This window comes from Sorangium sp. So ce1335 (assembly GCF_051521615.1).
Taxonomy (GTDB): domain Bacteria; phylum Myxococcota_A; class Polyangia; order Polyangiales; family Polyangiaceae; genus Sorangium.
On record NZ_CP150363.1, the window covers coordinates 6,997,317 to 7,022,104 of the forward strand.

Consider the following 24,788-nt stretch of genomic DNA (forward strand, 5'->3'; position numbering starts at 1 on the left):
CCGATCGAAGCACCTGGAGAACGAACAGCGGGTGAAACCTGGGCGAGAAGTGGAATTGTACATACTCACCACAACTGGAACGCACGGGATGGCATGGCCCGACAGCGGACCTCGCGGGCGGCGGAGCCGACTCCCTTTGTTTGCGTCCATAAACGAGCTGTTTGGGGGCGTGTGCGCGCGTTGACGCGCGCCGCGGCGCCGGGTTACGACCGCGGCATGGGATTGACCCGAGATGCCGTCTTTTTCGACGCCCTCGCCGAGCACGCGCAGAAGAGCGTCAGCGCGAGCGAGCTCCTCCTGGAGATGCTCGACCGGCTTGATGACGCCCCGGAAATCGCCAAGAAGATCAAGGAGATCGAGCACGAGGGAGACCGGATCACCCACCGCTGCCTGGCCGCGCTGCACCAGACGTGGATCACCCCGCTCGACCGGGAGGAGATCCACGCGCTGATCACCCGGCTCGACGACGTGCTCGATTGCATCGAGGCCGCGAGCGAGCGCATCGTCCTCTTCGAGATCGAGACCGCGATGCCGGAGGCGCGAAAGCTCGCGGAGTCGGTGGTGACCGCGTGCGTGACCATGAGCGCGGCGACCACGTCGCTCCGCGACATGAAGGACCGCGAGCGGCTGCTCCAGCTCTGCGTCGAGATCAACCGCCACGAGAACGTCGCCGACGCGCACTACCGGGTGGCGCTGGCGGCGCTCTTCAAGGCAGGCAGCGACCCGCTGCTCGTGATGAAGTGGCGCGACATCTACGACCAGCTCGAGAACGCCACCGATCGCTGCGAGGACGTCGCGAACATCATCGAGGGCGTGGTGCTCGAGCACGCATGACGACCTACGTCCTCGCCATCATCGTCGTGGCGCTGGTCTTCGACTTCATCAACGGCTTCCACGACGCCGCCAACTCCATCGCCACCGTGGTCTCGACGCGGGTGCTCTCCCCGCGCACCGCGGTGGTCTGGGCCGCGCTGTTCAACTTCATCGCGTTCGCCCTGTTCGAGCCGACGGTCGCCCGCAACATCGCCAAGGGCGTCGAGCCGGCCTTCATCACCCCCAACGTCATCCTCGGGGGCCTCTCCGGCGCGATCGTCTGGAACCTGCTCACCTGGTGGTGGGGCCTGCCCTCGTCGTCGTCGCACGCGCTCATGGGCGGCTTCGCGGGCGCGGCCGTGCTCAACGCCGGCCGCGTCTCGGTGCTCGACGCGAAGATCTTCGGGATGACGGCGGCGTTCATCGTCGTCGCGCCGCTGCTCGGATCCATCGTCGGGTTCGCGCTGATGCAGGCGATCCGGTGGCTCGGGCGGGCCTGGTCGCCCCGGGTCGTGGACGTGCGCTTCCGGCGGCTCCAGCTCGTCTCGGCGGCGGCCTACTCGCTCGGGCACGGCGGCAACGACGCGCAGAAGACCATGGGCATCATCACGGCGCTGCTCATCTCGGCCGGCGTCCAGGAGGGCGGCGAGCGCATGGAGCCGATGCTCTGGGTGGTGCTCGTCTGCCACGCCGCCATGGGCCTTGGCACGCTGTCGGGCGGGTGGCGGATCGTGAGGACGATGGGGATGAAGATCACCAAGCTGAAGCCCGTGGGCGGCTTCGCCGCGGAGACGGCGGGCGCGGCCACGCTCTTCGGCGCGACGGCGCTGGGGGTCCCGGTGAGCACCACGCACACCATCACCGGCGCGATCGTCGGCGTCGGCGCCGTGGGCGGCCGGCTGTCGGCCGTGCGCTGGGGCGTGGCCGGCCGCATCGTCTGGGCCTGGATCTTCACCATCCCGGCCTCGGCGCTGCTCTCCGCGCTCATCTACGCCATCGCCCGCGCGCTGACCGGCGCGCCCTGATCCCCGTGAATCGACGGGCGCGACCGGCGCGACCGGCGCGACCGCCGCGCGTCGCGCGCGATCGGGAGCCGCGCCCGCGCGCGCCCTCGCCCGGGGCGCGCGCGCCCGCCTAGCCGTCGCTCGACGTCCCGCCGCCCGGCGGCCGCTCGACGTCGCGCCCGAGCCACGCGCGCGCGAGCTCCCTCACCCGCGCGTTCCCGCGCACCTGCTCGACGTAGCGGAGGCGCGCGGCCGCGTCGGGGATCTTCCGGGCGCGCACCTCGACCGCGCGCAGCGCCTGCTCGATGGCGGCCCGCGCGAGCGCCGCGTCCCCGGCGGCGAGGCGCGCCTCGCTGACCGCGAGGCGCAGCGGGATCTCGCCGTACCCTAGCGAGCCGCCGAGCAGATCGAGGTAGCGAAGCCCGTCGTCCGCGGCCTGCCGGGCGGCCTCCACGCGGCCTTCACGGAGCAGCACCTCGATGAGCGTCCGGTAGACGAGCGGCCGGTAGAACCTGTCCCGCTGCAGGATCGCGAGCGCCTTCTCGGCCTCCTCCCGCGCCTCCGGGAGGCGGCCCCGCGCCATCTGGACGCGCGAGAGCGCGCCGTGCGCCGGCCCCATCGTCGCCTCCATGGCGCCGAGCTTGATGAGCTGGTTCGCCAGGGCCTCGATCTCGTCCAGGTGCTCCGGCGCGCAGCACTCGGCGAGGAGGATCATCAGCCAGACGCGGACGCTGGAGAGCGTGAAGGCGTCGTTGATGCGCAGCGAGCGCTCCAGCGACTCGCGCAGCTTGCGCTCCGCCTCGGCGCACTCCCCGAGCTCCGCCATGGCCAGCGCGTTCGAGCTCGCCGCGAACTCGCGCCAGCGCCAGGGGCTCACCTCCGCGAACACCTCCTCGGCGCGCCGCGCGTCCTCGTACGCCTGCCAGGGGTCGTCGCCGAGGAGCCGCAGGAACGTGGAGCGGCTGAAGCGGAGCTGCGCGTGCGCGAGCTGCTCGCTCTCGGGCACGCGCGTCGCGAGCTGCTCCAGGCGTGTGATGAGGCGCAGCGACAGATCGCGCATGCCCCAGTGGCTGAGCGCCGTGATCGCCGCCGAGACGGGCAGGCAGCACGCCGCCTCGCCCCCCGGCTCGGGCTCGCTGCTCATGATCGCGTTCACGAGCGACTCCAGCTCGTCCGACAGGCCGAGGTGGCCCGTCATCACGATGAGCCGGCCCGCCGCCCTGTTCCAGGCGGCGCTGCCCCGCGACAGCACCGACATGGCCTCCTTGCCGATCTCCAGGCCGACCTGCCAGTCCTCGCGAAGGAAGCAGACGTCGAGCTTCAGCCCGAGCAGCCGGCCCAGCACGTCGCCGCGCGGACCGCAGCTCATGCCGCGCTCGACGCGCGAGAGCATCCCGTCGTAGTCGTTGCTCCGGTACGACTGCTCGGCCGCGCGCAGGTAGTACAGGGCGGCGCGCTCGAGCTCCCCGCCGAGGTGCGCGTGCTCGGCGAGCACCATCGGGTCCGCCTCCCCCGCCCGCTCCAGGTGCGCCCCGGCGAGCCGGTGGCCGAGGACGCGGTCCTCCACGGCGAGCAGGCCGTACGCGGCGTCGCGCACGAGGGCGTGGCGGAACCGGTACTCCGCGTCGCCGGGGAACCGGCTGCTCCACTGCACCTCCACCATCTCGGAGCGGACGAGGCTCTCCAGCCAGCGGTCCGCGCCGTCCCCGCCGGTGGTCGTGCGCTCCTGCCCGAGGAGGACGAGCACGCCGCTGCGCCAGAACGTCTGCCCGAACACGCTCGCGCTGCAAAGCACCTTGCGCGCCCTGGGCTCGAGGCACGACAGCCTCGCCTGGAGCATCGCCAGCACCGTCGCGGGCTGCCCCTCGGTCTTGCCCTCGACGACCGCGCGGATGAGCTCCTCCAGGAACAGCGCGTTGCCGGCGGCCTGCTCGACGATGCGCGCCACGAGGCTGGCCGGGACGTCGGCGCCGAGCACCGCGGTCACGAGCCGCTCGGCGGCCTTCCGGGTCAGCCCGGCGAGCGGGATGCGCTGCACGACCCGCCCGTCCCAGAGCTTCGGGAAGACGTCGTGCACCTCGCGCCGCGCGAAGGCCAGCACGAAGAAGGGCCGCTCGCGCAGCTCGAGCAGGGCGGCGTCCACGAGCTTGACCGTGGCCGCGTCGCCCCAGTGCAGATCCTCCAGCACGAGGAGGCAGGGCTGCGCCGCGGTCTCCGCGCTCAGCAGCTCGACGAAGGCGCGGCGGATCTGCTCGCTCATGATCTTCGGGTCGCCGCGCGCGGCGCGCAGCGAGGCGCTCGGCTGCTCGATCGCGACGCCGCACAGGGCCGCGATGAACTCGCTCACCCGCTCGGCGTCGGCCGGCGGGACGTGGCGGGCGACGCGCTCGCGGATCTTGGCCTCCTGCGCCGGCGGAGGATCGCCGACCGCCACGCCGCAGTGGCGGCGCAGCGCCTCGCCGAGCAGGCCGTAGGGCGAGCCGGCGGTCATCGGCGCGCCGCTCGCGCACAGCACCGCGACGCCGGGCGCCCGGACGGCGAGGCGCCGGAGCAGCTCGTGCCGCAGGCGCGATTTGCCCATGCCGGGCCCCGCGATCACGATCGCGCCGGACGGCATCGCCTCCTCGACGCACCCCTCGATCGCGCCGAGCAGCATCGAGAGCTCCTGCTCGCGGCCGACGCAGGGCGTCGGGCGGCCGAGCAGCGGGCGCGACTCGTCGACGCTCGCGCGCTCGCCCCGCAGCACGAGCTGCCCGCCGAGCGTCGTGACGACGAAGCGCGACTCGAGGAGCCGCGAGCTCAGCTCGTCCAGCCAGATCCCCGGCTCGATCGCCGCGTAGGAGGGCTCGGCGTCGGCCGTCAGCGTCGGCTCCGCCCCGACGCGCAGCAGCGCCACCGCCCTGTCGATCGCCTCGCCGGCGGGGACCCCGCCCTGGACGAGCCCGCGGCCGGTGGTCAGCGCGATGCGGGCCTCGGGCCAGTGCTGCTGCACCTCGATGGCGCAGCGGGCGGCCGCCGAGACCTGATCGTGCGCGCTGCTGGACGCCGCGACGATGACGATCAGCGAGCCGTCCGCCAGCCACTCGGCGCGGCCGCCGATGCGCGCGAGCCGGTAGCGCAGGGCGTCGCGCGTCGGGCGGGACCAGGTCTGGACCGAGGCGGGCGGCAGCGTATCGCCGAGCTCGCCGGCGGCCCGCATGGCGAGGACGACGCTGAGGAGCTGCATCGCCTCGCCGGTGAGCGCCCGCGACGTGGGCGGCGCCGCGAGCGAGGGCGCCGGCGCCTCGTCGTCCCACGCCGGCAGCGACAGGGCGGCGAGCTCGGCGCGGAGCGCCGCGGCGTCGGGGGGGCGCCGGAGCGGGTCCTTGTCGAGCATCCGCGCGAGCAGGCCGGCCAGCGCGGGCGGCGTGTCGGGGCGGAGCGAGACGACCGCGGGGACGTCGTCGAACAGGATCTTCGCGAGCACGCCGACGAGGTCCCGGCCGCCGAACAGGTGCTTGCCGGTCAGGCACTCGAAGAGGACGCACCCGAGGGCGAAGATGTCGGTGCTGGGCGCGAGGTCGCGATCGCCCCGCGCCTGCTCCGGCGCCATGTAGCCGGGGGTGCCGACGAAGCGCCCGGTGCGCGTGAGCGACATGCCGGCCACCGACCAGCGCGCGATGCCGAAGTCGAGCAGCGCGACGCCGTCGACGCGCTCGTCGCGAAGGAACAGGTTGCCCGGCTTGATGTCGCGGTGGACGACGCCCCGCGCGTGGGCGACGGCGAGCGCGTCAGCGACCTTCGCCAGCAGCGTCACGCACTCGGAGACGCGCAGCGGGCCGCCATCGAGGCGCTCGCCGAGGTCCTTGCCCGACAGCCACTCCATCGCGAGGAACGGCCGGCCGTCCTGGGCCTTGCCGTGCGCCAGGTACTCGACGATGCCGGGGTGCTTGAGGTCGGAGAGGAGCCGCGCCTCCCGCAGGAAACGCTCGGTCTCCTCCGGGCGCTCGGCGTCGGCGTGCAGCAGCTTGAGGGCCACCGGCGCGCCGGTCGTCATGTCCCGGGCGCGGAACACCTCCCCCATGCCGCCCTTCCTGGCCAGCGCTTCGATCAGGAACCGACCCGCAACCAGAGAACCTTCGAGGAACGACACGGTTCGAGCCCTCCAGCACCACGGCCGCACCGGGAGCGCGGCATGACCGCCCCGTGCGCGATCGAGGATACCAACTGGGCAGCCGGACGGATCGCTTTTTGCTTTGGTGGCCCGCTCGGCCGCGGGCGCCGTCGCGCGGGGCGAGCGGCGCCCAGGTGGGCAGAGGAACGCTCGGGTGCGCTGCTGAAGCGTGCGCGCACCGGCCCCCGACGTGCGCGCGCCGTGCGCGCACGCCGGGGGCCGGCGCGCCGGCTGGAGAATCGCGCGCTCCGGGGCGCGCTCCGGGGCGCGCTCCGGGGCACGAACGATGCCTGACCGCGCGGGGTCGTCCCATCGTGACGGAGGAGCGGTCTCTCATGTCGTCCCAGGATGCCGAGTTGCTGCGCGACAGCTTCGAGCTCGTCGTGCAGCGAGATCACGAGTTCCCTCGCCTCTTCTATCGGGTCCTGTTCGAGCGGTACCCGCAGGCGAGGCCGCTCTTCACGCGCAACAGCCCCGGCGCGCAGGGCACGATGTTCGAGCGCGCGCTCATGGCGGTGCTCGACCACCTCGAGGACGACGCCTGGATCACGGAGAAGCTCGCGGAGCTCGGCGCGCGGCACGTGGCCTACGGCGTGACCCCGGAGATGTACGACGGGTTCGGCGAGGCGCTCGTCGCGGCCCTGCGCGAGGTGAGCGCCGCGGAGTGGACCGAGGCGCACCGGGACGCGTGGACGAGGGCGTACGGCGCGATCGTCGCCCGGATGCGCGCGGGCGAACACGCTCCTGCGCCGCCCGCGCGGGGCGCGTGAGGCGAGCGCCGCGGGCCCGGCCGCGGCTCACGCCTCGTCCGCCGCCTCACCCGCGTTCGCGCGCCGCTTCACCCGCGTTCGCCCGCCGCGCGCCGCTTCACCCCTCGCTCACCTCTTCGTCCGGCCCGGCGATGCCGTGGCGCTTCATGAGCCGGTACAGGGCGAAGCGGTTCTTCAACCCCAGCATGCGCGCCGCGCCGGTCACGCTGCCCTGGGCCTCCACGAGGGCGGCCTCGATCTCGGCGCGCCCGATCGGGGGGCTGGAGTCGGACGGCTGCGGCGGGTTCGACTTGCCGGGCTCCAGCCTGGCGCCGGCCCGGGGGGGATCCGTCCTGGGCTCGGTCGCCTCCGGGCGGAGCGCCGCGCGGACCTCGGGCGTGAGCGCGAGGAAGCTGTCCGGGCTCCACTTCAGGGCGATCCACATGATCCGCTCCAGCTCGCGCAGGTGGTGCGTGTACGCGTGGCGGAGGAGCGCCTCGACGAGCGCCGGCGCGATCCGCGGCTCGGCGAGCCGGTCGCCGCGGCGCTCGAAGAAGCGATCGGTCAGCTCCGGGCTCCCGCGCGCGGCGACGGCGACGAGCAGGTGCCGCAGGAGCAGCGGGATGTCCTCGCGGCGCTCGGGGAGGCCGGGGACGCTCAGCGTGATCACGAAGCGGGCGAGGAAGTCGTGCTTCAGCGACTCGTCCGGGCGGTTCGTCGCCGCGATGACGCGCAGATCCGAGCGGCGCACCCGCGACTCGCCGAGCCGCTGGTACTCGCCGTCCCGGTCGAGCACCCGCAGCAGGTGGGCCTGCAGGTGCGGCGGCAGCTCGCCGATCTCGTCGAGGAAGAGGGTGCCGCCGTCCGCCTCGCCGATGAGCCCGGGGCGCTCGGGGCTGCCGGCGTTGGGGTAGCCCCTGGCCGTCCCGAACAGCTCGGCGTCGACGAGGCCCTCGGGGAAGGTCGCCGCGTTGCGCGCGACGAACACGCCCGCGCGGCGGCGGGAGAGCGCGTGAATGGCGCGGGCGGCGAGCTCTTTTCCGGCGCCGCTCTCGCCGCGCACGAGCACGTGGTTGCCGGACTGCGCCGCGAACGCGAGGCTGCTGCGCAGCGCCCACACGGCCGGGCTCTCCCCGACGATGCCGTGGGCGTCGGCGTCGCCGAACGAGAACCGCGGCGCCTCCCGGAGCGACTGGATCACCTCGAGGCTCCACCGCCGCCGCACGACGAGCAGCACGAGCGCGTTCTGCAGCATGAGCGTGTCGCCGGGCTTCAGGAGGCCCTGCGTCGCGAGCTGGCCGTTGATGAAGAGCGGGCAGCGCCCGACCGACCGGACCGCGAGCAGCCCGTCCTGGGTCGGCTCGATCTCGAGCTGGAGGCGCGAGATCCGCGGCCCCTCCAGCGGCGGCATCGCGGCCCAGCCCATCGGGCGCTGGCGGTGGAAGGCGAGGCGCGGCGCGCCGTCCTGCGCCTGGGGGCCGCCGCGGCCGAGGACGCACCGCCCCTCGACGAGCGCCGCCTCGCCCACGCGGCTCGGCTCCTCGCGCGACCAGGCGATGACCAGATGAAAGAGCTCCGGAGGCCGCTCCGGCTCCAGGTCGTTCCGGCACCACAGGGCGCTGGGCTCGGTCAAGGTCGTGGAGGACGTCACGGATGAAATTCCGAAACGTGAGTTTATCACGATAGACCGACACCGACATCGGTAACCTTCCCGGGGCTCGGGTCGGCGCGCTCCGTACTGCGCAGATCGGCCGCCGCGCGCCCCCTTCCCTGCCCTCGGGCGCGGGCGGGCAGGACCTCTCTTGTCAGGCGAGCGGCGGCTGCGCGCTCGACGGCGCGCGCCCACGCCATGCGCGGAGCGTCCTCGGCTCCTCGCGGCGCACCCCGTTCCTGTCGTGACGGAGCTTCGATATCGCCTCGTAGACCGCGCGCCGGGCGCGGTTCAGCCCTCCGAGCGGCCGGTGCGCCGGCAGGGCGTGCCACGGCGTGAACGAGAGGTTCTCCTCGAACTCGGCCCGTCCCGGCTGGTCGAGGCGCTGCGCCGGGATCACCATCGTCGCGACCTTGTGGAACGGCGCCACGTCCTCGCTCCAGCGGATGGTCGGATCCTCGATGGGCGTCTTCGTCGGGTGGGTCTGGAGCTGCACGAGGAAGTCGAACATCCAGTCCCCCCGCTCGAGCTGCCGCGCCACGGCCTGCTTCAGCGCGTCGTCGCCCGGCTCGACCTCGACCCGGGGCGCGCCGCAGGGCCGGGGGACCACGGAGAACTTCATCGCCCGCTCGCCGAGCCGGAACGGCGTCTGGCTCCAGTAGCGCGCGTGAAGCGGGTTCTTCACCGGCTTGAGCAGGACGGAGACGTAGTTCATGAGCTCGCGCAGCCGGAGGCGGGGCGGGCTGCACGAGAAGAAGAACGAGAGGGGTTTGCCCGCGCCGGTGGCGGACATGAGCTCGGCGTAGTCCGCCACGCTCCTGGCGAAGAACGCGTCCGTGTTCGCCATCAGGAAATCCTGCGTCGTCGCGTCCTTCTCGCCGTCGAGGATCTTCTCCCCCGGCACGTCGAGCAGCTTGATCGCCATGCAGCGGGAGTCCCGCTGCATATCGGACTGGATGCGCGGGGATGTGGACGAGAAGCGGACCCACGCCGGGTAGACGCGCGGCTCCCGGAAGACGCCGTGACGGAGCTCGTCGGGCAGGCCGTCATCGATGATGAAATCGGCCCGCACGCAGCCGTTCGATTTCGGGTGCACGCCGCGGAGCGCCGGGGAGACGCCCGCCGGGTAAGCGCGCTCGTAATTGCGCTTCATGAGCTCGATGAGCTGTCGAATCGTCTCTTCCTCGCCGGGCGGCGGGTACTCCTCGTGGAGCCGGATCGTCGTGTTCATGACAAGGTCCTCTCTGCCCCTCGGGCGTCTCAGGAAGGCCTCGCGACGGCGCGCTCGCGCGCGGGGAGCGCCAGGGCGCCGCTCGTGGCCCGCGCGCCGGACGCGCTCTCCTGCTGCTTGCGGTGCCGCACCTCGTTGCGCATCTGGATGAGCTGCGAGAACGTGGTGACCCAGAAGGGCGCGCCGAGGGAGAGCATCCCGCACGAGAACGCGAGCCCGGCCAGCCAGAACAGCGTATCGCGCAGGAGCTGGAGCCACGTCGGCCGGTCCGCGAGGCTCTCGCCGCGGTACGCGCAGAACCGCTCGACGATCCAGCTCTCTTGCCAGCCGAGGCCGAGCTTCGCCTCGTCGAGGAGGGTCGCCGTCTTCTGCATCTCGAGCCCGAAATCCTGGAGCGTGGCGTCGCGGAGCTCGTCCGGCGCGCGCTGCGCGGACGTGCCCTCGCCGAGGCGGACCGCTGTGGCCGTCACGGTGTCCGCCTGCGCGACGACCTGCCCGCGCGCGGCGCCGTTCTGGTGGAGCCGGGCGAGCACCTGGAAGCCGTCGAAGTTGAAGAGGACGACGACCATCATGGAGACGAGGAGCGTCAGCCGCCGCGCGCGCTGCTTGAACGTCTGGGATGCCGTCCCTTCGAGGGTGGGGAACCAGCGGCGCACGTAGGCGGAGAACTGCTCGAGCGTCGCGTAGCGCTTCGTCACGACGGCGCCGCCCTGGCCGCTGCTCACCCACCGGCCTGGCAGCAGGCGCTCGCGCCCCTCCGCGTCGATGGGGACCGACGCGCCGGCGGCGATGGTGATCAGGTCGTCGGCGTCGATGTACTCGACCTGCAGCGCGAGCTGCTCGGGGTCGGTCCCGGCGGCGATCTTCGCGCTGCGCGCGTGGAGGACCGGATCCGCGAGCACCTCGTGGACGAAGCGCATCTCGCACTCAGCGCTCCTCTCGAGCGCGTCGGGCGCCGGGCGTCCCGTCACCGGGTCGACGATCTCCGGGTCCCTGTGGAACGTGCGGAACCCGTGCATCAGCGACCGCAGCATGTGGATGAGGACGCAGGACCGGTAACGCCCGACGTTCATGATCACCTGCACGACCGCGCTCACGAACAGGCTCGCTGTGAGCATGATCAGGGCGAACGCGAGCGCGGTTTCCAAGAGGGGGATCATCGCTATGCTCCTTCTGGTCCGGTTCGTTCAAAGGGTCTTCAGGTAGTCGACGAGCGCCTCGCGGTCCGCGGGCGGGAGGCCGGTGCCGTACGTGTGCCCCTCGTTGCCGTTGCCCGGGATCGGCTCGTCGTTGGCGTCGACGGCGCGGTAGAGGAAGAGCGCGCGCTCTCCCTCCATCGGCTCGGTCGAGAGCCAGCCGACGTTCTGCTCGTCGAAGCGCCGGCCGCCGCGGTAGAACTGCTTCGGCCGGAACGCCTGCGCCTCGTCCGGATCGAGCTCGCCGGGCGGCGCGGGCGGCTTGAGCAGGTCGCCCAGCGTCGGCACGGAGCCGTTGTGGAGGTAGGGGGCGCGCGCCCAGATCCCGTCGAGCGGGCCGGCGAGGTACTCGCCCGCTCTCTTGACCGGGCGGAACGCGTTTTTCTCCCAGAGGTGCCGCCGCTCGCCGAAGGCGTTGAGCGCTTCGGCGGCGGGCTTCATGAACGCCTTGGAGCGCTCCGGATCGGTCCCCACGTCGATGCGCTCCATGTAGCGGCTGCCCGCGACCTGCTCGACCGTCCGCGTCTGCCGGTCGTAGAGGCCGTGGCACGAGGCGCAGTGCACGACGAAGAGCGCGCGGCCGCGCGACACCCGCGCCGGCGGGGGCGCCGTGAAGGGGTATTCCGGCGCCGGGAGGTCCCGATCGAGCCAGCGCCCTATCGCGTCGATGTCGTCCTTGGGGAGCGACATCGCGACGGCGCCGACGCCGATGGCCGAGCCGCGGTTTCTGGCCATGGAGCTCCTCGTGTTGCCGTCGACGTGGTGCCAGGGCCGGATCTCCTCGCGCTGGTTCCACAGCGAGGGGAAGTCGATCTGCGCGGCGCTCCCGTCGTCGGGCGCGTCGAGGACCTCGAACTTGACCGCGTTGAAGGGGTCGATTCGCCCCGGTCCGTTGTCGGCGCGGAGGTTCATCCAGGCGCTCGTCGCCGCGCGCCCCCGCTGCTTCAGCTCGGAGAGGATGACCCGATAGACGATCTGCTCGCGGACCGTGAGCGGGGGGGCCTTTTCCTGCGCGAGCGCGAGGTTGATCTCGTGGATGAGCCGGTCGCCGGTCATGCGCTCGTCCAGGAAGGCGCGCGAGAAGAAGCGCTTGAATCCCTGAAGGTCGGCGGTGTGGTTCGGCATCCCGTCGACGTAGGTGACCTTACCGTCCGCTGTCTCGTGCTCGCCGCGGTGGCACCCGGAGCAGTTGATCGCGACGCGCTTCAGCGCGAAGCTGGTGCGCAGCAGCGGGACGTGCAGGGTGGAGTCGGCGAGGAAGAGCCCGCGGCCCACCGGGCGCGAATGGTAATAGGCCTTGTCGTCCTCGCCGAAGCCGAAGCGATCGTAGCCGCGCCCCTTGAACTCGTCCTCGAAGATCTTCGGCATGACGCGGAAGATCCAGTAAGGGACGCCGCCGACGAACTCGGTGCCCGTGGCGCCGTACCGGAAGCACCACACGGGGTCTTTCTGGCAATCGGGCTCCACGCCGCCCACGGGCTGCGCTGCGGGAATGGCCCCTTCCGAGGGGAGGTGGAGGTCGACCGTGACTGTCGACGCGAGCTGGCGAGGTCGGAAGAAAAGGACGGTGAGCAGCGCAACAAAGGTGACCAGGGGGATGCCGAAGGCGGCGCGGCTCGTGCCCAGCCAGGTCGCGGCGCCCAGGATGCTCTGGTGGATCCACGCGCCGCCCTTGCCGGCGCTCCGGGGGGCGACCTCGAGCTCTCCGGGCTGCGGGGGCGCCGTGTCGATCACGGTGCGGGACGCCCGGTCGTAGTGCCGGACGGTCACGGGAGACATGCTGCTCGGAACCATGCGATCGTCGTCGTTGGGCATCGCGGAGCTCTCCTTGGCGGGGCGGGGCGAGCGGGGCGTCCGTCGCGCGGGACGACAGCGCCGGACCGGCAGGCCTCGGCCAGCAGGGGCGTGGCGGCAGCGGGTTGCGCCACGCTGCGGGTCAGCCTCGCCCCAAGCACGGGGTGGGCCACGGTGCGCGGCGGCCAAATGCGGGTGTTTTCTGGAGAAAACTGGCGGTGCGAGCGCACGGAGCGTGCGCGCACGCACGCACGGGCCCGCACGCTCGGGGGGTGCTTTCCATGGCCGGACGGCGCAGCGAAGCTCCGTCGGCAACAGGCCAGTGGGACCGCGGCGGCGCCCGCGGGATCGTTGCCCCGTCCATCCCTGTCGGAGCGCGCCGGGCCGCAGCGTGGAGATCGTGATGAGAGGGACGCACGCGCCATGGTCGTGGGCGCAACGCGCGCAACAGATGCAACAGATGCAACAGACACGGCGGGTGCGGCGGGTGTGACGGACCGCGCCTGTCTGTGCTCTGGGCGGCCTGCGTCGCGGCCGTCGCGCGGGCCGGCCCCGGCTTGACGGGTCGGCAGGGCGCGGGTAGTCGTGCGCCGATGGCGACAGGGGCTCCTCGACCGGCGCTGCCGTCGAGGGGCGCGGACGCGGTCGCGCCGGAGCCCCGGGGCGCGTCGGAGGCCGCGCTCATCGCGCGGGCGATGGCCGGGGAGCGACCGGCGCTCCGCGAGCTCGTGGACCTGCTCACGCCGGCCATCCAGGAGCGGGTGGCGCGCGCGCTGTTCCGGCGGCGCCGGGCGGCGGGGGACCGCGACGTGCGCCAGGAGGTCGAGGACATGACCCAGACCGTGTTCCTGTCGCTCTTCGCGGACGGCGGGCGGACGCTCCGGCAGTGGGACGCCGCGCGGGGGCTGTCGCTGCCAGGCTTCGTCGGGCTCGTCGCCGAGCGCGAGGTCGCCTCCATCCTGCGCAGCCGCCGCCGCAACCCGTGGACCGAGGCGCCGACCGAGGACGACACCCTCGACAAGGGCGCCAGCGAGGCCACCGGGCCGGAGCCCGCGATGATCTCGCGCGACACCCTCGCGGCCATCGCGCGCCGCCTCCGCGAGCGGCTCAGCGAGCGCGGGCTCGAGCTCTTCTATCTGCTGCTCGTCGACGAGCGCTCGACCGAGGACGTGTGCGCGATCACCGGGATGACCGCCGACGCTGTCTACGCCTGGCGGAGCCGGCTCGCGCGGCAGGTCCGCGGGATCGCCGCCGAGCTCGCGGCCGAGGCGGAGGCCGCGGTGCACGCGTCGCCGAGGGGGACAGCGTCCCCGGAAGGGACATCGACCGCGAGGCGTAGCCGATGAGGGACGACGAGCTGCTCAGGGCCGTGGCGGACGCCGCGCGCGCCGAGGACCGCGCGAGCGATCCGCGCTGGTCGGCGCGGATCCGCGGGGCGCTGGACGAGCGCGAGCTCGCGGCGCTCGAGGAGCTGGCGCGGCGCGACGCGGAGGGTCGGGAGGCCTGGGAGGCGTCGCGCCCGCTCGACGGAGAGGCGCGGGGGAAGATCGTCGAGCGGATCCTCGCGGGGATGGAGGCGCCGGAGCCCCCGGGCGACGCCCCGCCAGCGCGGGCCACGCCGGGCGCGCAGGCCGTGGGCGCGGCGGCCGCGGGCGCGGCGGCGGGCCAGGGCGCGGGCAAGGTGCTGCCGCTGCCGGTGAAGCGCCGCGCCCCCGCGGTGCTCGCCGCGACGGGCGCCCTGGCCGCGGCGGCGGCGCTGTTGCTCGTTTTCCGGCTCGCGCCGCCCGGGAGCCGGGATCAGGGCAGCGCCCCGACCGCGCTGCCGGGCGCGCCGTCCCTCCCGCCAGTGCCGGTGTACGCAATCGCCATCTCGGGAGGCGAGCAGGCGCTGCGCTCGACGAATCGGAACCCCGGCGCGGAGCCGGCGCCCGGCGGCGAGGCGACGAGCGTCGGCCCTGAATCGAGGCTCGAGATCACGCTCCGGCCGGCGACGCGGGTCGAGGGCCCGCTCGAGGTGCGCGCCTTCCTGATCCGCGACGGGGGGGCGCGCCCCTGGGACGTGAAGGTCGAGCTGTCGAGCCAGGGCGCGGCGCGCATCGCGGGAGATCGGAAGACGCTCTTCCGGGGCGTGCCCGCGGGCCACCTGGAGATCGCGCTCGCGATCGGGCGGCCCGGATCGCTGCCCGCCGGGCCCGAGGACGTCCTGCGCGCGCCGAGGCTCGGGCCCCCCCCGGGCTACCGGCTGCTGCGGCGCGAGATACGGCTGCACGACTAGCCAGCACCGCGCCGTTCCGAGGGGTTTTCCCGCTGAAGATCGCCAGCCACACGAACGGGCCGATGCGCCGATCTCTTCATGTCTTCTCGAAGGAAGGCGGGCACCACGCCGCCGCTATGGCACGCAACCACGTGGCCTACGACCTGACTGACCCGCGTCGTGCGCGCGCGGTGCGTCGCGCCCGCGATGCAGGCCGGCATCACCGACCACGTCTGGACGTCGGACGAGCTCCTGGGCACGCTCGTGGCTGAGGGCGGGAACCCCGCTCCCGAGGCATGAGCTCCAGGACACCGAGCACCTCGGGCGGCATCGACGATCGCCGGGGTGACTGGCGGCCGGGTCGCGCCGCGCCCGCGGTGGCCCCGCGCGCGGCGGCGCTCTCGCTCCTCGGCCTCGCGGTGCTCGCGTGCGGCGGCGACGCGCGCCACCGCACGGCCCCCGAGCGGCGGCCGTTGCCGCTCGAGGTCGAGCTCGCGGGCTGCGCCGCCGTGCTCGCCGGGCCCGTGTGCGAGCTGCCGGACGACCGGACGATCCGCGTCTGGATCAGGGTGCCCGCAGAGGCGCGCGCCTCGATCGCGCTGGACGCGGCGCCCGTCGCGCCGGGCGGCGTGCCCTTCCAGGGCGGCGTGCTCACCGAGATCCACGCGCCCGAGGGCGCGCGCGAGCTCGCGGTGACGGCCGAGGGCGCGGACGCGCGCGCGTCGTTCCGCGCGCGGCTCCTGCCGCCGGGCGCGGCGCCCGCGCTCGACGAGGCCGACGCCCTGCGCCGGCAGGGCAAGCTCGACGAGGCCGCCGCGCTGCTCGTGGCGCTGTCGGCGAGCCCCGACCCGGCGACGCGGGCGCGCGCGACGGGCAAGCTCGCCCGCGTGGACCTCGCGCGCGGCAGGATCCAGGAAGCGATACCGCGCTTCGACGAGGCGATCCGGTCGCACCGGGCGGCGGGGCGGATCTCCGACGAGTTCCTCGATCGGTTCGCCCTCTCGTACGCGCTCCTCTACAACGGGCGGCGGTTCACCGAGGCGCGGGCGGCGCTCGACGCGCTCGGCCCGCTCGAGGCGAGCCACCCCGAGGGGCGCGCGATGAAGCACTATTACGCGGCGCTCGTCTCGTTCGAGACCGGCGACCTGCGCTCCGCGCTCCGGCAGCTCGACGCGTCGGCCGAGGGCGCCGAGCGCCTCGGCCTGCGCGCGCACCGGCGCCACGTGATGCAGCAGCGCGCCGACGTGCTCCAGAGCCTCGGGCGCGCCGCGGAGGCGCGGGCGCTCCTGCGCGAGGTGCAGGCGTCCACGCCGCCCGGCGCGCCCCCGTGCGAGCGCGCGTCGCTCCTGAACGACGTCGGGTGGAACGCGCTCCACGTGGCCGAGGCCGGCGGCAGCGCCGAGGACGGGCCGGGCGCGCTGGAGCAGGCGATCGCGCTGTACAGCGGGCCGTGCCCGAGGCCCGCGGGCAAGGCCAACGCGCTGACAAACCTCGCGCTGCTCGCGCTTTACGCGCGGCGCCCGGCCGAGGCGCGCGCGCACCTCGACGGGGCGCGGAGGGCGGCGCCGAGCCCCGACGCCCGCCTCGCGCTGCACTGGCTCGACATCGAGGGGCGCATCGCGCTCGGGCGCGGCGACGGCGCGGGCGCGCTGCGGACCTACGAGCGGCTCGCGCGGCTCGCCGAGCTGTCGGCGCTCGCGCACGGCCGCTACCGCGCGGCGCTCGGGCGCGGCGAGGCGCTCGAGGCGCTGGGGCGCCTCGACGAGGCGGACGCAGCCTACGCCGCCGCGGAGTCGGTGCGCGGCGAGCTCGGGCTGCTCGCGCCGCTCGGCGAGGGCAGGGGGACGTACCTCGGCCGCCTCGAGGAGAGCGCGCGGCTGCGCGTGGACCTCCTGCTGCGGCGCGATCCGGCGCGGGCGCTCGGGGCCGCGCGGCGGTCGCGGGGCCGCGCGCTCGCGGCGCTCGCGTGGAGCCACCGCATCGAGGCGCTGGGCGCGGCGGAGCGGGCGCGCTGGGAGGGCGCCCTGGCAGCGTACCGGCGCGCGCGCGAGGCGTTCGACGCGGAGGACCGGCAGGACTGGCGGCTCGCGTCCGACGAGCTCGAGCGCGCGACCGCCGCCCGGCAGCAGCGCCACCAGGCGATCCGGGCGACGCTCGACGAGGCGCTCGCGGTGCTGGGGCGCGCGGCGCCGGAGCCGGCCGGCGACGGGGCGCTGGCGCTGCCCGCGCTGGACGAGGGCGAGCTGATGCTCATCTATCACCGCGTCCGCGACGGCTGGGCGGGGTTCGCTGTCACGCGGGCCGGCGTCACGGCGAGGCGGCTCGGCGCGACGTCGGCGGCGGCGGGCGCCGCCGGCGTGGCGGTGCCCGCCGCCGGGCTCTCCGCCGCGACGCCCGCCGCCGGGCTCTCCGCCGCGACGCCCGCCGCCGGGCTCTCCGCCGCGACGCCCGCCGCCGAGCTCTCCGCGGCGCTCCTCGATCCTTTCCGCGAGAGCATCGCCGCGGCCCGACGCATCCGCTTCGTGCCGAGCGGCGCGCTCGAGCAGGTCGACTTCCACGCCCTGCCCTGGGTCGGCGCACCGCTCATCGCGCACGCGCCGGTGACGTACAGCATGGACCTGCCCGGCCGGAGCGCGGGCGCCGCCGCCCCGCGCGCGGGCGACGGCGCGCTCGTCGTCGTCGATCCGCGCGGCGATCTGCCGGCGGCGCGGCGCGAGGGCGAGCGCGTCGCGGGGGCGCTCTCCGCCGAGGGGCTGCTCGTCGCGCGGCTGTCGGGCGGCGCCGCCACGCACCCCGCGCTGCGCCACGCGCTGGAGCGGCCCGGGATCGCCGTGTTCCACCACGCAGGTCACGGCGCCTTCGGGGGGCGCGACGGCTGGGACAGCAGCCTCCCGCTCGCCGCGGGGGGCGAGCTCGCCGTGGGCGACGTCCTGGCGCTCCGGCAGGTCCCCGCCCGGATCGTCCTCTCGGGCTGCGACACGGCGCGCACGGCGGCCACCGCAGGCGACGCGGGGCTCGGGCTCGGCCTGGCGCAGGCGTTCCTCCTCGCGGGCGCCGGCTCGGTCATCGCGACGACGCGGCCGGTGAACGACGCCGTGGCCGAGCAGATTACATCAACACTGTACAACAACACCGGCTTCGCGACCGCCGACGCGGGAGCGCGTCTCCGGGAAGCCGTGCTGGCCGCGCGGCGCGCGGCGCCGTCGTCCGACTGGGCGAGCTTTCGTGCGCTGGTCCCGTGAGCGCACGAAACCAGCGTCAGCAACGCCGGCGTGACGGCGAAGAAGAGAGCGACCCCAGAAGACAACGGAGAAGCGGATGGTGCATCGATTCGTGTCAGGCCTTGGTTCTCTCCTCCTCGCGACGCTCGACCCGTCGGCCGGCGCGGCCTTCGCGGCGACAGCGCCGGCCGCGCCCGTCGAGGTGCGCTCGCCGCAGACGCCGGGCTTCAAGTTCGCGAGAGAGCCCGACGACGAGGAGCCGCAGCCCTCGGACCCCCAGTGCGGCGCGTGCGCCGCCTACGTCCTCCAGCAGCAGAGGCTCTATCTGTACATCGGGGCCCGGGGCGCGCTGGCTCAGGTGCGCCTGGACCTTTACTCGCAAGCCGGCGGGCTCATCGCAAGTTATGCATTCAAGCCGTCCGCGGATTACACCGGCGGCGCGATCATCCTCTCCGTCCCCGGAGGGCCCATGAAGGACACCGCGGTGGACTGGGGCGCCGTGCGCTGGATCGAGCAGACCGGCGCGGTCTATCAGATCGGGGCCTCCCTCCAGGAAAGGTGGTCGGGCTGGAGAGCCCTGGGTCAGTGACCCGCGCGGAACCAGAAAGGAATCCAGCCGGCGCCGGCGCCCGCCGCGGACCACGGGCGCCGCTGCCCACCGGATCAAAAAGATTGTCAGACGCGCGCGGGCGCCGGCGAACAAGACCCTGACCACCCGACCATCGAGGGGCTCCGACGGCGCGCCGCGCTGCGCTGGATGCCGCCCTCGCCTCCTCGGCGCGCGCGCCGGGCAGCGGGCCGACGTGCGCGCGGCGCCCGCGCCCGTGTGGCCCTGGAGGGGTGGTCGTCCTGAACTGCCCTATGCAAGCGAGGTACCGAGATGACAGGTCGACGTGAGATGATCCGATGGCTGTGTGTCGCCGCCTTCATGGCCGCCGGCTGCGCCAGGCCGGCAGGATCCGACGAGGTGGGGAGCGCGGACGGAGCGATCAAGACGGAGGCGCGGGGGTGTCGCAGCGAGGTCGTGCTCTTTCGACAATGGGGCTGCGACGAGCACGGCAACTGCGGTGATCGGGACCAGCCGTTCTCGATCGGCACCGGCTGCGCCGGCGTGATGCTCTCCCCCACGATCGCGCTCACCGCGCGCCATTGCGGCCTGACGACCGGAGACACCTGGCACTGGTCGGGCGATCTCGATATCCGCCCCGACGCCGACATCGACGCGCTCATCGCGGCCGGGCTCATCCGCCGCGAGGTGCGGGCCGTCTACCCGGCGCCCGACCGCGATGTGGCCATCATCGAGTTCGAGCGCGACCAGCCCGGCGCCCACGCGCTCCTGGCCGACGTCGCGGCCGCGGGCTCCCGCACGCTCTCGGCGTCGGGCGCGGCGGGGCTGAACGCCTGCCGGACGGCGCCGGTGGGGGAGTTCGACGGCTGGGAGCCTGACGAGGAGCGTGACGGGCTGCCGGTGACGCGCCTGTTCAAGACGAGCGGCGGCCTCGACGTCGAGGGCGGCGACAGCGGCGGACCCGTCTTCTGGGTCGATGGCGGCGTCATGTACGTCGCCGGGGTCATTCACGGCCCGGGGGGGCTGAAGTATTTGCCGTCCCTGCAGTACGACGTCTTCTCGCACGTCGGCGACTACGACCCTGCGTGCCGCGCGCTCTCGGCCGATCACTGCGGCGGCGCCTGCGGATACTACGACTGCTCGGGGAGCTGCTGGCTGAAGGGGACTCCCCTGGAGCAGGCGTGCCACGCGTGCGGCGGGGCGCGCGACGTCGCGTCGTGCGACGCCGACCCGGCGTGCAGGTGGTACGCGTGCTCGGACGCGTGCTGGCCTGTCGGCACGGCGATCGCGCAGGCCTGCACGGACTGCCGCGACATGGATGGCGACGAGCCCGCCTGCTCCGCCGCAGCGGAATGCGGCTACTACCGCTGCTCGGGCCGGTGCCACCGCAAGGGCACGCCGCTGGACGTCGGGTGTGCGCCGCCCGACGAGGCGACGTGCCGGGCGCACGACCGCGACATCGCGGGCTGCGACGCGACGACCGGCTGCGGGTTCTACTGGTGCAACGGCCAGTGCCGGCCGCGCGGGACGCCGCTCGAGACGGTGTGCGCGGAGCAGGTGCCGCCGTCGCTCTGCGCGCCCTACCACGGCGACGTGGCCGGGTGCGACGCCGAGGCGGGCTGCTCGTACTACCTCTGCACGGGGCAATGCCTGCCCACCGGCACGCCGGTCGACGCCGTGTGCGGCGGGACGATGGGGCCCATCGGCCTCGTCGATTGCCGCGCGAACGACGGCGACGCGGGCGCCTGCGCCGCGACGGCCGGGTGCTCTTACCGGAGCTGCAACGGGACCTGCTGGCCGACCTGCGTCGGCGACGCCGAGGCCTGCACCGAGTGCAGCGAGAACCAGGGGCCCCTGTTCTGCGCCCTCACCGTGGGGTGCGAGTGGCGCAGCCATCTCCAGCGCTGCGTGCCGCGCGGGGTGCCTGACGTCTGCCCCTAGCGGGACCTGCGGGCGCGCACGCCGATCGAGACGATGGCCGCCGCGGTCCCCCGCCCGACGCCAGCGCGGCTCGCCATCAGGCCCTGAAGGTGCCGGGCCGGGCCTGCGCCGGTACGACGCAGGCCCGGCGCCTCGGGCGCTGGCTAGTGCGACCCCGTGTACTTGAACTCGAGGATCGCTCCCGGGTTGTCCAGGACCGTCGTGCCAAGACCGGTCGATCCGCTCGTGCTCCCCGACGGATCCGTGATCACGTACAATGTCCGGCGGTCCGGGCCGATCGCGAGGTCGCGGTAGCGGTTGCTGGTGGCGAGCTCGCGGACAGGCTCGCCGACCACAGATTTCCCGTTCGCGCTCAGCTTCACCCGGAACACCGCGCCCCTCTTGAGGCTGGTGATCAGGAGGGAGTTGCCCCACCCGGGGACGCCGCGCCCGGCGGGATAGTAGTGGAGCGAGGAGGGCGCGATCGTTGGCCAGCAGATCCAGTTGAATACCTCTCCGCACACCGAAGTGCGGAAGTCGTGGTCGTCCTCGACGGTGTAGAAGGTGAGGAGCGGCTCCCGGAAATCGGGGTGGCTGAAGGCGCTCTCCTCCTGCTGCGGGACGGAGGGAGGCGCCTCGTAGTCGTTCCACTCGAGCGCCTCGCAGGGCGTCGGGCTCGAGGCGGACCAGTTGTCGTACGTGTAGGCCTGGTCGTCCTGACTACCTCACTGTTTCTTTCGATTGAGGAAGCGGATCGGGATCCGCGCTCCAGGGCGCGGTGGATGTGCTGAGAGAGCTCCCAGCGCCGCAGACGCGCGCGTCGCCCGACAAGCTGTGTTCCGACCAAAGTGATCGGTATTTACAATACACAAAGCACAGAAGCCCCTCCTGCTGTCAAGTTGATTCTGTGTTGCAGCACGATCGACACGTTGCGTGAGCGCGGCGCGGAACACGGTCACACGGGCGTTGAGGCAACCACCGCATCGCCGGACAGCAGGCGGCGCAGTTCGGGGGCTTCGCGAAGAGCCTGCCCGTATCCCCACGTTGTTCGGGGCTCGTCCGTGGCTCGCGTCCTGCCGCGAGGAGACGGGCCCCCTCCGGCCGATCACGGCGCCGGAGAGAAGGGCGCCGCGATGATCAGCCCTTGCTCGCCTCGACCAGGTAGCCTCGCGGCGCGCCAGCCGCTGCGGGAGGGAACGGTCCACAGCACCGGTCGGCCAGGAGGCCCTCCCCTCCCCTGCCGCGCGCGCCGCGCTATCGCCGCCCACGCTGTCGCGGCCGGTGCGCCCCGGCGCGGGCGGCGTGGCGCCCACCGCCGCGCGCGTTCAGCGCGCCAGCGCGGCGGCGGCCTGGCTGCCGGCCGCCCGGCGCAACGTATACCGGTTCTCCGGCCGGGGGAGCCCGTAGTGGTCCCGCAGCGTCGTGCCCTCGTACTCGGCGCGGAACAGGCCGCGCCGCCGCAGGATGGGCACCACGTGCTCGACGAACGCCTCCAGGCCGGAGGGGAGCAGCGGCGGCATCACGTTGAAGCCGTCGGCCGCCCCGCGCGTGAACCACTCCTCGATCGTGTCCGCGACCTGCTCCGGCGTGCCGGTGAACGTGCGGTGTCCGCGGCCGCCCCCGAGGCGCGAAAGCAGCTGCCGCACGGTGAGGTTCTCCCGCCGCGCCAGATCGGTGACGAGGGCGAAGCGGCTCTGCATCCCCCGCACCGCCTTCACGTCGCCAACGGGGGGCAGCGGCCTGTCCAGGTCCGCCTCGGTCAGCTCGACGCCGATCAGGCCGGAGAGCTGCTTCAGGCCGTAGGCGGGCACCTGGAGCTCCGCGAGCTCGTCCTCGCGCCGCCGGGCCTCTTCCTCGGTGCCCCCGAGGACGGGCACGATCCCCGGGAGGATCTTCACGAGCGCCGGGTCCCGGCCGAACGCGGCGACCCGCCGCTTGAGGTCCGCGTAGAACGCCTGCCCCTCGGCCAGCGTCTGCTGCGCCGTGAACACCGCCTCGGCGTACTGGGCGGCGAACTCCCTGCCATCCTCCGAGGAGCCGGCCTGCACGAGCAGCGGGTGTCCCTGCGGCGTCCTCGGCACGTTGAGCGGACCGCGCACGCGGAAGAACCGCCCCTCGTGATCGATGCGGTGGATCCTGTCGCCGTCCGCGAAGCGCCCTGTCGCCCTGTCGCCGATCAGGAAATCGTCTTCCCAGCTGTCCCACAGCTTGAGGCACACATCGACGAACTCGGCCGCGCGCTCGTACCGGCGCCGGTGCTCAGGCACCTCGTCGAGGCCGAAGTTCTGCGCCGCGTCGCTGCCGGCCGTGGTGACGATGTTCCACCCGGCCCGGCCCCCGCTGATGTGGTCTATCGTGGCGAAGCGACGGGCCAGGTTGTAAGGCTCGTTGTACGTCGTCGAGGCCGTTGCCACGAGCCCGATCCGCTCGGTCGCCGCGGCGAGCGCCGGCAGCAGCGCGGTCGGGTCGAGCCGACCGACGGGCCTGTAGCGGATGTCGCCCTGCAGCGCGGGGCCGTCGCCGAAGAAGATCGAGTCGAAGGTGCCTCGTTCGGCCACGCGGGCGAGGTGCCTGTAGTGCGCGACGTCCCACGTGCCGGTCAGGCTGCTCTCCGGGAAGCGCCACGCCGACTCGTGGTGTCCTATCGTCATCAGGAACGCATTGAGGTGCAGCTTGCCGGGTCGGTGAGAGGCGGTCACGGGAGGCTCCTTGTCCATCAGGCCCGCAGGGAGGGGCGGAGGTCGTCGCCGGCGCGGCGGATTGCGCGCGGTGGCGGCGGCTGTCGGCCGCTGGGCGTTGGGCGTTGGTAAACAGCAACTCCCGTGCCGCAGAGCGGTTTGCTGCATGGCGGTGAGCGCCGGTCGGAGCGCGGCCGCCGTCCACCGGTGCGGAGCCGAGATGCGATGTGACCGATGCTGTCGCGCTGCTGCTCCAGCAGCACGCCGTGGGATCCGCTGCTCCGGCGCGCGCAGGAGGCGCGGCCTCACGGGGGCGGCCCGGGCGGCGGGGGTCAGCCCGGGTGCGCGCGCCGCTCGGCCAGCGCCGCTTCCGTGAGCTCGGCTCCGGGCTCGCCGGGCTCGAGGCTCACCTCCGGGGGCGCGGTCTTGCGGGCCAGCTTCTCGGCCTCGACGACGCGCCGCGCGTCCTCGGGCGCCTCCACCCGGGGGCGGGTGAGGCGCTCGGGGCGCACCAGCGGCATGGACGGCCGCGGCCCCGCGGTCGCCTGGCGCGCCTCCTCGGCCGCTATCTCCAGCAGGCTCTCGCGGCTGATGCTCACCAGATCGAAGCGCAGCGCCTCGGGCGTCGATCCGGGGCGCGCCGGCTGCTGGAGCTCGGCCTCGATCGCCGCCAGCGTCTCGTGGCCCACCGACGCCGCGCCCACCCGGATCTCGGGCAGCGACGGCGGCGGCCCGCCGAGCTCCCTGTCGATCGTCGCGAGGCGCTCGCGGCCGAGCGGCGCCTCGCCGATGCGCACGGCCTGCGGCGACGCGGCGGGCCGGGGCGAGCCCGCGGGCGGCGGGGGCGCGTCGCGGAGCACCGGGCGCGCCAGCGAGCGGGGCGGCCCGCCGTTCGCGAGCACGACGAGGCCCGCGACGGCGCTGCGCCTGCGGGCCGGCGATGACGGCGGCGCGGCGCGGTGGGAGGGCGACGGCGGCACCTCGCAGGGCGCCACGGCAGCGCAGGTGGACGGCGGCGGCTCGCGGACCTCGGCGGCCTGGCGGCGCGCCAGGGAGGGCGCCGCCTCACCGCGCGGGCGCGAGGGGGACCGCCGGTGCCCTGCGCGGGCCGGCCTCGGCTCCGCCGGGGTGCCCTCGTCGATGGCGCGAAGGCCGTGCTCGATCGCGGGAAGGACGCCGTGCCGATCCGCCCACGTGGGCATGACGACGCAGAGGATCGCCTCGGCAGCCACGCCGAAGTACACGTCGATGGGCGCCGCGCCCCCGTACGGGACCAGCTCCTCGCGCGGCATCTCCACGTGCCCGAGCCGGCCCTGCTCCCCGAGGCGCACCGCCGCGTCGACGATGCGGCTGCGCCCCTCCCTGGGCATGTCGGAGGGCGCCCGCCGGGTGACGAGCCGCCCCCGCCGGGTGATCACGAATGCGAAGTCTGCCCCCGCGGCCGCGTAGGTCCGATCCGAGATCGCGTCGAGATCCGCCACACTCGCATCCTACACGATCCAGGGCGGGCGCGTGCTGACATGAACAGCCGCGCGCCCGGGGTCGTCCGGCGTCGT

16 protein-coding genes are annotated in these 24,788 nt (G+C 74.0%); 8 read left to right on the forward strand and 8 right to left on the reverse strand.

The features are described from left to right. Positions 1–216: 216 nt before the first annotated feature. Together WMF24_RS25880 and WMF24_RS25885 are read left to right on the forward strand one after the other, a co-directional pair. Positions 217–834, forward strand: coding sequence for a DUF47 domain-containing protein (locus tag WMF24_RS25880; RefSeq protein WP_437730056.1), 618 nt, complete (start codon positions 217–219; stop codon positions 832–834). Then, on the forward strand, positions 831–1,838 hold the full coding sequence (locus WMF24_RS25885; RefSeq protein WP_437730057.1) for an anion permease: 1,008 nt from the start codon (positions 831–833) through the stop codon (positions 1,836–1,838). Before WMF24_RS25880 ends, WMF24_RS25885 begins: the two co-directional genes overlap by 4 nt. Before the next feature lie 109 nt (positions 1,839–1,947). Here WMF24_RS25885 and WMF24_RS25890 read toward each other — a convergent pair whose 3' ends face one another. Continuing rightward, positions 1,948–5,949, reverse strand: a complete 4,002-nt coding sequence (locus WMF24_RS25890; protein ID WP_437730058.1) for a serine/threonine-protein kinase — start codon at positions 5,947–5,949, stop codon at positions 1,948–1,950. A 356-nt stretch (positions 5,950–6,305) separates the two neighbouring features. Here WMF24_RS25890 and WMF24_RS25895 point away from each other — a divergent pair, with 356 nt between their 5' ends. After that, positions 6,306–6,740: a globin domain-containing protein gene (locus WMF24_RS25895; RefSeq protein ID WP_437730059.1), complete on the forward strand. Its 435-nt coding sequence runs from the start codon at positions 6,306–6,308 to the stop codon at positions 6,738–6,740. 97 nt (positions 6,741–6,837) lie between these two features. On the opposite strand, the gene WMF24_RS25900 is transcribed toward WMF24_RS25895, so the two are convergent. From WMF24_RS25900 to WMF24_RS25915, 4 genes are all read right to left on the reverse strand, one after another. Then, positions 6,838–8,370: a sigma 54-interacting transcriptional regulator gene (locus tag WMF24_RS25900; RefSeq protein ID WP_437730060.1), complete on the reverse strand. Its 1,533-nt coding sequence runs from the start codon at positions 8,368–8,370 to the stop codon at positions 6,838–6,840. Positions 8,371–8,524: 154 nt separating this feature from the next. Then, on the reverse strand, positions 8,525–9,601 hold the full coding sequence (locus WMF24_RS25905; protein ID WP_437730061.1) for a catalase family protein: 1,077 nt from the start codon (positions 9,599–9,601) through the stop codon (positions 8,525–8,527). A 29-nt stretch (positions 9,602–9,630) separates the two neighbouring features. Further along, the gene (locus tag WMF24_RS25910) at positions 9,631–10,761 is read right to left on the reverse strand and encodes a hypothetical protein (protein WP_437730062.1); all 1,131 of its coding nucleotides are present in this window, start codon (positions 10,759–10,761) and stop codon (positions 9,631–9,633) included. 27 nt (positions 10,762–10,788) lie between these two features. Then, positions 10,789–12,612 carry a hypothetical protein gene (locus WMF24_RS25915; protein ID WP_437730063.1) on the reverse strand — a complete coding sequence of 608 codons (1,824 nt, stop codon included), beginning with the start codon at positions 12,610–12,612 and terminating at the stop codon, positions 10,789–10,791. A 572-nt stretch (positions 12,613–13,184) separates the two neighbouring features. On the opposite strand from WMF24_RS25915, the gene WMF24_RS25920 reads away from it, so the two are divergent. The 5 genes from WMF24_RS25920 (at position 13,185) to WMF24_RS25940 (ending at position 20,575) form a co-directional block, all read left to right on the forward strand. Further along, on the forward strand, positions 13,185–13,937 hold the full coding sequence (locus WMF24_RS25920) for an RNA polymerase sigma factor (RefSeq protein WP_437730064.1): 753 nt from the start codon (positions 13,185–13,187) through the stop codon (positions 13,935–13,937). After that, positions 13,934–14,866: a hypothetical protein gene (locus tag WMF24_RS25925; RefSeq protein ID WP_437730065.1), complete on the forward strand. Its 933-nt coding sequence runs from the start codon at positions 13,934–13,936 to the stop codon at positions 14,864–14,866. Before WMF24_RS25920 ends, WMF24_RS25925 begins: the two co-directional genes overlap by 4 nt. A gap of 275 nt (positions 14,867–15,141) precedes the next feature. Next, entirely contained in the window at positions 15,142–18,087 is a 2,946-nt protein-coding gene (locus tag WMF24_RS25930; RefSeq protein ID WP_437730066.1) for a CHAT domain-containing protein, read from the forward strand. 76 nt (positions 18,088–18,163) lie between these two features. Next, positions 18,164–18,655 carry a hypothetical protein gene (locus tag WMF24_RS25935; protein WP_437730067.1) on the forward strand — a complete coding sequence of 164 codons (492 nt, stop codon included), beginning with the start codon at positions 18,164–18,166 and terminating at the stop codon, positions 18,653–18,655. A 309-nt stretch (positions 18,656–18,964) separates the two neighbouring features. Then, positions 18,965–20,575 (forward strand): trypsin-like serine peptidase, encoded by a 1,611-nt coding sequence (locus tag WMF24_RS25940; protein WP_437730068.1) that lies wholly within the window; start codon positions 18,965–18,967, stop codon positions 20,573–20,575. Between the two features lie 143 nt (positions 20,576–20,718). Here the strand turns inward: WMF24_RS25940 and WMF24_RS25945 are convergent, their stop codons facing one another. The 3 genes from WMF24_RS25945 to WMF24_RS25955 form a co-directional block, all read right to left on the reverse strand. Continuing rightward, positions 20,719–21,078 carry a PQQ-dependent sugar dehydrogenase gene (locus WMF24_RS25945; protein ID WP_437730069.1) on the reverse strand — a complete coding sequence of 120 codons (360 nt, stop codon included), beginning with the start codon at positions 21,076–21,078 and terminating at the stop codon, positions 20,719–20,721. 801 nt (positions 21,079–21,879) lie between these two features. Continuing rightward, positions 21,880–23,271, reverse strand: coding sequence for an LLM class flavin-dependent oxidoreductase (locus WMF24_RS25950; RefSeq protein WP_437730070.1), 1,392 nt, complete (start codon positions 23,269–23,271; stop codon positions 21,880–21,882). A 293-nt stretch (positions 23,272–23,564) separates the two neighbouring features. Beyond that, complete coding sequence (locus WMF24_RS25955) at positions 23,565–24,713, reverse strand: hypothetical protein (protein ID WP_437730071.1); 1,149 nt, start codon at positions 24,711–24,713, stop codon at positions 23,565–23,567. Between the last annotated feature and the right edge of the window lie 75 nt (positions 24,714–24,788).